Genomic DNA, 7,043 nt, shown 5'->3' with positions numbered 1-7,043 from the left:
CGAGGTCGTCGTCGCCGACCTGAGCGAGGGCATCCCCGCCGAGCTGGCCGGGCGTGAGATCAACGGCGTGCTGATCCAGTACCCGGGTGCCTCCGGTGCCGTACGCGACATCAAGCCGGTGATCGACCGGGCGCACGAGCTGGGCGCGCTCGTCACCGTCGCCGCCGATCTGCTCGCCCTCACGCTGCTGACGTCCCCCGGCGAACTCGGGGCGGACATCGCGGTGGGCACGACGCAGCGCTTCGGCGTGCCGATGGGCTTCGGCGGACCGCACGCCGGATACATGGCCGTGCAGGAGAAGATGGCGCGCAGCCTGCCCGGCCGGCTCGTCGGTGTCTCCGTCGACGCGGACGGGAACCGGGCCTACCGGCTCGCGCTCCAGACCCGTGAGCAGCACATCCGCCGGGAGAAGGCCACCAGCAACATCTGCACCGCCCAGGTGCTGCTCGCCGTCATGGCCGGCATGTACGCCGTGTACCACGGCCCCGAGGGGCTGAGGACCATCGCGTGGCGCACCCACCGCTACGCGACCGTCCTCGCCGAAGGGCTCCGGGCCGGCGGCGTGGAGATCGTCCACGACTCCTACTTCGACACGCTGACCGTCCGGGTCCCGGGGCGTGCCGCCGAGGTCGTGGCCGCCGCCCGGGACAACGGCGTCAACCTGCACCTCGTCAACGCCGACCTCGTCTCGGTCGCCTGCGACGAGACCACCACGCGTGACCGGCTCGCCGCCGTGTGGAGCGCCTTCGGTGTCGAGGGGGACGTCGCGTCCCTGGACGCGGTCGTGCGCGACGCCCTCCCGGACGCCCTGCTGCGCACCGACGAGTACCTGACGCACCCCGTCTTCCACCAGCACCGCTCCGAGACCGCGATGCTGCGCTACCTGCGCCGGCTCGCCGACCGCGACTACGCGCTGGACCGCGGCATGATCCCCCTGGGCTCCTGCACCATGAAGCTCAACGCGACCGCGGAGATGGAGCCCATCACCTGGCCCGAGTTCGGGCAGCTGCACCCCTTCGCGCCGGCCGGGCAGGCCCAGGGCTACCTCACGCTCATCCGCGAGCTGGAGGAGCGGCTCGCGGAGGTCACCGGCTACGACAAGGTGAGCCTCCAGCCCAACGCGGGGTCCCAGGGCGAACTGGCCGGGCTGCTCGCCGTCCGCGGCTACCACCGGGCCAACGGCGACGACCAGCGCACCGTCTGCCTCATCCCGTCCTCCGCGCACGGCACCAACGCCGCCAGCGCCGTCATGGCCGGCATGAAGGTCGTCGTCGTGAAGACGGCCGAGGACGGCGAGGTCGACATCGACGACCTGCGCGCGAAGATCGAGCGGTACCGCGACGAGCTGTCGGTGCTGATGATCACGTACCCCTCGACGCACGGAGTGTTCGAGGAGCACGTCGCCGACATCTGCGCGGCCGTGCACGAGGCCGGCGGCCAGGTGTACGTGGACGGCGCGAACCTCAACGCGCTGGTCGGGCTGGCCAAGCCCGGACACTTCGGCGGGGACGTCTCGCACCTGAACCTGCACAAGACCTTCTGCATCCCGCACGGCGGCGGCGGTCCCGGCGTCGGCCCGGTCGGCGTGCGGGCGCACCTGGCGCCGTACCTGCCGAACCACCCGCTGCAGCCCGAGGCCGGACCGGAGACCGGGATCGGGCCCATCTCCGCGGCGCCGTGGGGCTCGGCGGGCATCCTGCCCATCTCGTGGGCGTACGTCCGGCTGATGGGCGGCGAGGGGCTCAAGCGGGCCACCCAGGTGGCGGTGCTCAGCGCCAACTACATCGCCAAGCGCCTCGAGCCGCACTACCCCGTGCTGTACACCGGCCCCGGCGGACTGGTCGCGCACGAGTGCATCATCGACCTGCGCCCCCTGACCAAGGCGACCGGCGTGAGCGTGGACGACGTGGCCAAGCGGCTGATCGACTACGGCTTCCACGCGCCGACGATGTCGTTCCCGGTGGCCGGGACGCTGATGATCGAGCCGACCGAGTCCGAGGACCTGGCCGAACTCGACCGGTTCTGCGAGACGATGATCGCGATTCGCGCGGAGATCGAGAAGGTCGGCTCCGGTGAGTGGCCCGCGGACGACAACCCCCTGCGCAACGCCCCGCACACCGCCGCCGCGCTCGGCGGGGAGTGGGAGCACGCGTACAGCCGCCAGGAGGCCGTCTTCCCGACCGGGGTGAGTGCCGCCGACAAGTACTGGCCGCCGGTGCGCCGCGTCGACCAGGCCTTCGGCGACCGCAACCTGGTGTGCTCCTGCCCGCCGCTGGAGGCGTACGAGGACTGACCCCGCGGGCGGTCCCACGGGACCGGAACCGGGACCGGCGGCCGGGGCGCGACGCCCGGCGCCGGCACCGGTGTCGAGAAGTGGAGGGGCTCCGCTCCGGCCGCACGGCCGGAGCGGAGCCCCTCGTCGTACTCCCGTCCGTCCCGCCGGGCCCGGCGCCGGGGCCGGGCCGCTTCCGCGCGTCAGACGCGGTCGATGTGGACGTTCGTCGATTTCACCCGTGCCGTGGCCTCCATGCCGACCTCCAGGCCGAGTTCCTCGACGGCCTCGCGGGTCAGCAGCGAGACCAGCCGGTGCGGGCCCGCCTGGATCTCGACCTGGGCGGCCACGTCGCCGAGCTTGATCGCCGTGACGATGCCGGGGAAGGCGTTGCGCGCCGAGGTGTACGGCGTCCCCTCCTCGGCCGTGCCGGCCCTCGCGAGGTCCACCGAGAACGCGGCCAGGTCCCGCCCGTCGATGAGCCGCCGCCCCCCTTCGTCGCGGTGGGTGGTGACCCGGCCCGCGTCCGCCCAGCGGCGGGCGGTGTCCGGGCTGACGCCGAGCAGCCGCGCTGCCTGGCCGATCGTGTAGGACTGCATGCCGATCACGATAGGGCGGGCGCAGGAGCCGGGCGGCGCGGGGGCGACGAGGACGAGCGGATTCCGCGCCCTCGTTCGTAAAGTTCGCCAGATGACCCGAAAGTTTCGCATTCCTTCGGGGGCGGTGCGGTGCCGCTCGGGATCTTCGGGAGCCGTTGCCACGCCCTGGTCGTCCGCCGTGGACCGGACCCCCGGAAGGGCCGTGGTCCGGACCGCCGGTGGGGGTGGAGAGGACGCTCCGGGACCGGCCGACCGGCAGGGGCTCCGTCCCCCGGAGGGCGGCAGGGGGCCCCGAGCCGGCCCGGTGGACGGCGAACTCGGCGCATGGGGCGCGGGGTTGGGGCAGATTCACCGCGTACAAGGGGTTGCCACCGTTTGGCGGCTGTCCCTAGGGTGCGGCAACAGCGCATGTTTCTGGATCTGTTCCGAAATTTTCGAACCAGTGGGTGGGTGCGGAGACGCCCGCCCCCGACTCCAAGGAGCGCACGACATGGGCGACCCGGCACTGTCCCGCCGCGGCTTCCTGGCGGCCTCCGCCGCGGCCGGCCTGGGCATCACGGCACTGAGCGCGTGCGGCGGCGACTCGGACGGAGGGGCGTCGGGGACGACCACGATCGAGTGGTGGAACATCTCCACCACCCAGCCGGCGAAGGACGTCTGGGCCGCTCTCGCCCGGAAGTTCGAGAAGCGGAACCCCACGGTCAGGATAAAGATCGTGCAGCTCGAGAACGACGCCTACAAGTCCAAGATGACCGCGCTGACCGCCTCCGGGAAGCTGCCGGACATCTTCCACACCTGGGGCGGCGGCGTGCTCAAGCAGCAGGTCGACGCGGGGCTCGTCGAGGACCTCACCGGCTCCACCAAGGCGTTCGCCGACGGCCTGCTGCCGGTCGCCAAGGAGCCCTACCTCCTCGACGACAAGCTGTACGGCATCCCGTTCGACATCGGCATGGTCGGCTTCTGGTACAACAAGGCGCTCTTCGAGAAGGCCGGGATCGCCGAGCCGCCGACCACCTGGAGCGGGTTCCTGGACGCGGTGGGCAAGCTGAAGGCCGCCGGGGTCACGCCGATCGCCCTGGCCGGCAAGGAGACCTGGACCGGCATGTACTACTGGGCGTACCTCGCGATGCGCACCGCCGGTGTCGACGCCCTCGCGAAGGCCGACGCGGACGACGACTTCACCGGACCCGGCTTCGTCGAGGCCGGAGAGCACCTCAAGGCCCTCGTCGACCTGGAACCGTTCCAGAAGGGCTTCCTCGGCGCCTCCTACTCCACTCCCACCGGCCAGGCCGCCGCGGTCGGCAACGGCAAGGCGGCCATGGAACTGATGGGCCAGTGGGCCCCCGTCGTCCAGGCCGACGCGGGCAAGGGCCTCGGCGACGATCTCGGCTTCTTCCCGTTCCCGGCCGTCGAGGGCGGCAGGGGCACCATCACCGAGGTGTTCGGCGGGGGCGGCGGACACGCGCTGCGCCGGGGCGCGCCGCAGGCCGCGGTCGACTTCCTGGAGTTCTTCGCCTCCGAGACGACGGACCGCGAACTGGTCGAGAAGACCGGGGTGCTGCCCGTGGTCCCGGCCGCCGAGAAGGCACTGACCGACGCCAACCTCCAGGCCGTGCAGGAACAGCTCAAGGGCACCACCGGCTTCCAGCTCTACCTCGACCAGGCCTACGCCCCCGCTCTCGGCCAGGAGGTCAACACCTCCGTCGGCGCCCTCATCGCCGGCTCCAAGTCCCCCGGGCAGGTCGCCGAGTCCCTCACGAAGACGGCGAAGGAAGAGCAGTAGCCGGCGATGACCTCCACGTTCCTGCCGGACAAGAGGACCGGCGCCGAGACCGATCCCCCGCCCCCGCCCACCGCCGGCGCGCGCGGAGGCCGGCGCCGGCGCACGCGGCACTGGCTCACCGCGGTCGGCTTCCAGGTGCCCGCGCTGGTGCTGTTCGGCGTCCTGGTGCTGCTGCCGATCCTGTTCGCCGTGTACGCCGCCTTCTTCCGGTGGGGCGGCTTCGGCATGCCGTCCGACTTCGTCGGCGGCGACAACTTCGTCCGGCTGTTCCAGGACCCCGTGTTCCTGGGCGACCTGTGGCGCTGCTTCCTGCTGGTCGTCCTCTCGCTCGTCCTCCAGCTGCCGTTCGCGCTGGCCCTGGCCGTGGCGCTGAACCAGCGCGTACGCGGCCGGGCCGTGTACCGCATGCTGTTCTTCGCCCCGTACGTGCTGTCCGAGGCCATCACCGGGGTGCTGTTCGCGATGATCTTCGCCCCCGGCGAAGGGCTCGCCGACGAACTCCTGGGCAAGGTGGGGCTCGAAGGCCTCGGCGGGGAGTGGTTCGCCGATCCCGACATGGTGATGGCGACCCTCTTCCTGGTCATGACCTGGAAGTACTTCGGTTTCCACATGATGCTCCACCTGGCCGGGCTCCAGGCCGTCCCCAGGGAGCTGACCGAGGCGGCGCTGATCGACGGCGCGGGACCCTGGCAGCGCTTCCGCAACGTCACCCTGCCGCTGCTGGCACCCACCCTGCGCATCAGCGTCTTCCTGTCGGTGATCGGCGCCATCCAGCTGTTCGACCTGGTGTGGGTGATCACCCAGGGCGGCCCCGACCACCACTCCGAGACCATGGCCGTGACCATGTTCCAGTACGGCTTCAAGCGCTACCAGGTCGGCTACGCCAGCGCGATCAGCGTGGTCATGTTCGGCATCAGTTTCGTCTTCGCCCTCGCCTACCAGCGCTTCGTGCTGCGCCGGGACCTCGAAGGGGCGACCACGACCATGCGCGGAGGCGGAGAATGACGCACCCCCGGAAACGGACCGCCCTGCGTGCGTCCGCGTCCGCACCGGTGCCCCCGGCCGGATCCGCGGGCGGGCCGGCACCCGGAACCGGGTCCGGGCCACGGCCCCCGCGCCCCCTGCGGACCCTGCCGTTACACCTCGTCCTGATCGCCGTCGGCGCGGTGATGGCGGTGCCCCTGCTGTACGCCGTGCTGTCCGGGTTCAAGTCCACCGACCAGCTCTCCGGCAACCCCGTCGGGCTGCCCGACCCGTGGGTGGGCGCCAACTACACCGGCATCCTCGCCTCCGGCGACTTCTGGCGGCTGGTCGGCAACAGCACGCTGATCGCGGTCGCCACGGCCCTGATCGTGGTCGCGGTGTCCGCGCTGGCGGCGTTCTCCTTCGCCCGGTTCGCCTTCCGGGGACGGGAAGTGCTGTTCACGCTGTTCACGATGGGGCTGATGTTCCCGTTCGCGGTGGCCGCGCTGCCGCTGTTCCTGCTGCTGCGTTCCATGGGCCTGCTGGACAACCCGCTCGGCGTGATCCTCCCGCAGGCCGCCTTCGGCCTGCCGATGACGATCATCATCCTGCGCGGGTTCTTCCGGCAGATCCCGGGGGAGCTGGAGGAGGCGGCCACGCTCGACGGCTGCAGTCCGTTCGGCTTCTTCTGGCGGGTGCTGCTGCCGATGGCACGGCCCGCGCTGGGCACCGTCTCGGTGCTCGCGGTGGTCACCAGCTGGAACAACTTCTTCCTGCCGCTGCTGGTGTTCACCGACGACACCTGGTGGACCATCCCCATAGGCGTCCAGCAGTTCCAGGGCCAGTACTCCGCGGACACCGCGCGGGTCTTCGCCTACCTCGTCCTGGCCATGGTTCCCGCGCTCGCCTTCTACTCGGTCGCCGAGCGCCAGCTCGTCGGCGGCCTGACCGCAGGCGCGACCAAGGGGTGACGCATACACGTCCGGTACGTGACGGCGCGTGACGGACCCCGGATATGCGTCGGGGCCGGGTCGCGGGAGTCCCGCGGTCCGGCCCCCGGTGTTCCGTGGGCGGGCTCCGCTCCGCCCGGCAGGGCTAGGCGGTGGTCATCGCCTGGGTGGTGCCCCGGGAGCGCTGCGGGGCGATGCACCTGCCGTCGGGCAGGAGCTCACCGGTGTCCTCGAAGAGCACGACACCGTTGCACAGCAGGCTCCAGCCCTGCTCCGGGTGGTGCGCCACGAGACGGGCGGACTCCCGGTCGGCGGAATCGGCTGCGGGGCAGGGTGACTGGTGCTGGCACATGGAAGGGATCTTTCGCTTCGGCGTGACCTGTGGGCTGGCTGTCGTTTCAGTTCCGCGGCGTGAAGCTTCGTTCATGGCCGCCCCCCGTGGTGATGGGCCCGTCGCGACGGGCCCATCACCACGG

General features: G+C 71.5%; 6 protein-coding genes. 4 read left to right on the top strand and 2 right to left on the bottom strand.

All coding sequences use genetic code 11. The annotated features are described in order from the left end of the window. Positions 1-2,293: aminomethyl-transferring glycine dehydrogenase (gcvP, locus tag AOK18_RS16780; protein ID WP_055694900.1), on the top strand; the 2,293-nt coding region annotated here is incomplete at its 5' end. 182 nt (positions 2,294-2,475) lie between these two features. Here the strand turns inward: gcvP and AOK18_RS16775 are convergent. Beyond that, the gene (locus tag AOK18_RS16775) at positions 2,476-2,871 is read right to left on the bottom strand and encodes a TOBE domain-containing protein (protein ID WP_055572217.1); all 396 of its coding nucleotides are present in this window, start codon (positions 2,869-2,871) and stop codon (positions 2,476-2,478) included. A 490-nt stretch (positions 2,872-3,361) separates the two neighbouring features. Here AOK18_RS16775 and AOK18_RS16770 point away from each other — a divergent pair, with 490 nt between their 5' ends. The 3 genes from AOK18_RS16770 (at position 3,362) to AOK18_RS16760 (ending at position 6,588) form a co-directional block, all read left to right on the top strand. Further along, the gene (locus AOK18_RS16770; protein WP_055694899.1) at positions 3,362-4,654 is read left to right on the top strand and encodes an extracellular solute-binding protein; all 1,293 of its coding nucleotides are present in this window, start codon (positions 3,362-3,364) and stop codon (positions 4,652-4,654) included. A 6-nt stretch (positions 4,655-4,660) separates the two neighbouring features. Further along, the gene (locus AOK18_RS16765; RefSeq protein WP_055570874.1) at positions 4,661-5,659 is read left to right on the top strand and encodes a carbohydrate ABC transporter permease; all 999 of its coding nucleotides are present in this window, start codon (positions 4,661-4,663) and stop codon (positions 5,657-5,659) included. Positions 5,660-5,823: 164 nt separating this feature from the next. Next, positions 5,824-6,588, top strand: coding sequence for a carbohydrate ABC transporter permease (locus AOK18_RS16760; protein ID WP_240503209.1), 765 nt, complete (start codon positions 5,824-5,826; stop codon positions 6,586-6,588). 124 nt (positions 6,589-6,712) lie between these two features. On the opposite strand, the gene AOK18_RS16755 is transcribed toward AOK18_RS16760, so the two are convergent. Continuing rightward, entirely contained in the window at positions 6,713-6,919 is a 207-nt protein-coding gene (locus AOK18_RS16755; RefSeq protein ID WP_055570875.1) for a DUF5999 family protein, read from the bottom strand. Between the last annotated feature and the right edge of the window lie 124 nt (positions 6,920-7,043).

Origin of the sequence: Streptomyces prasinopilosus (genome assembly GCF_001419695.1) — a bacterium.
In the GTDB taxonomy this organism is placed as follows: Bacteria; Actinomycetota; Actinomycetes; order Streptomycetales; family Streptomycetaceae; genus Streptomyces; species Streptomyces prasinopilosus.
This window is presented reverse-complemented; position numbering and strand designations above follow the sequence as displayed.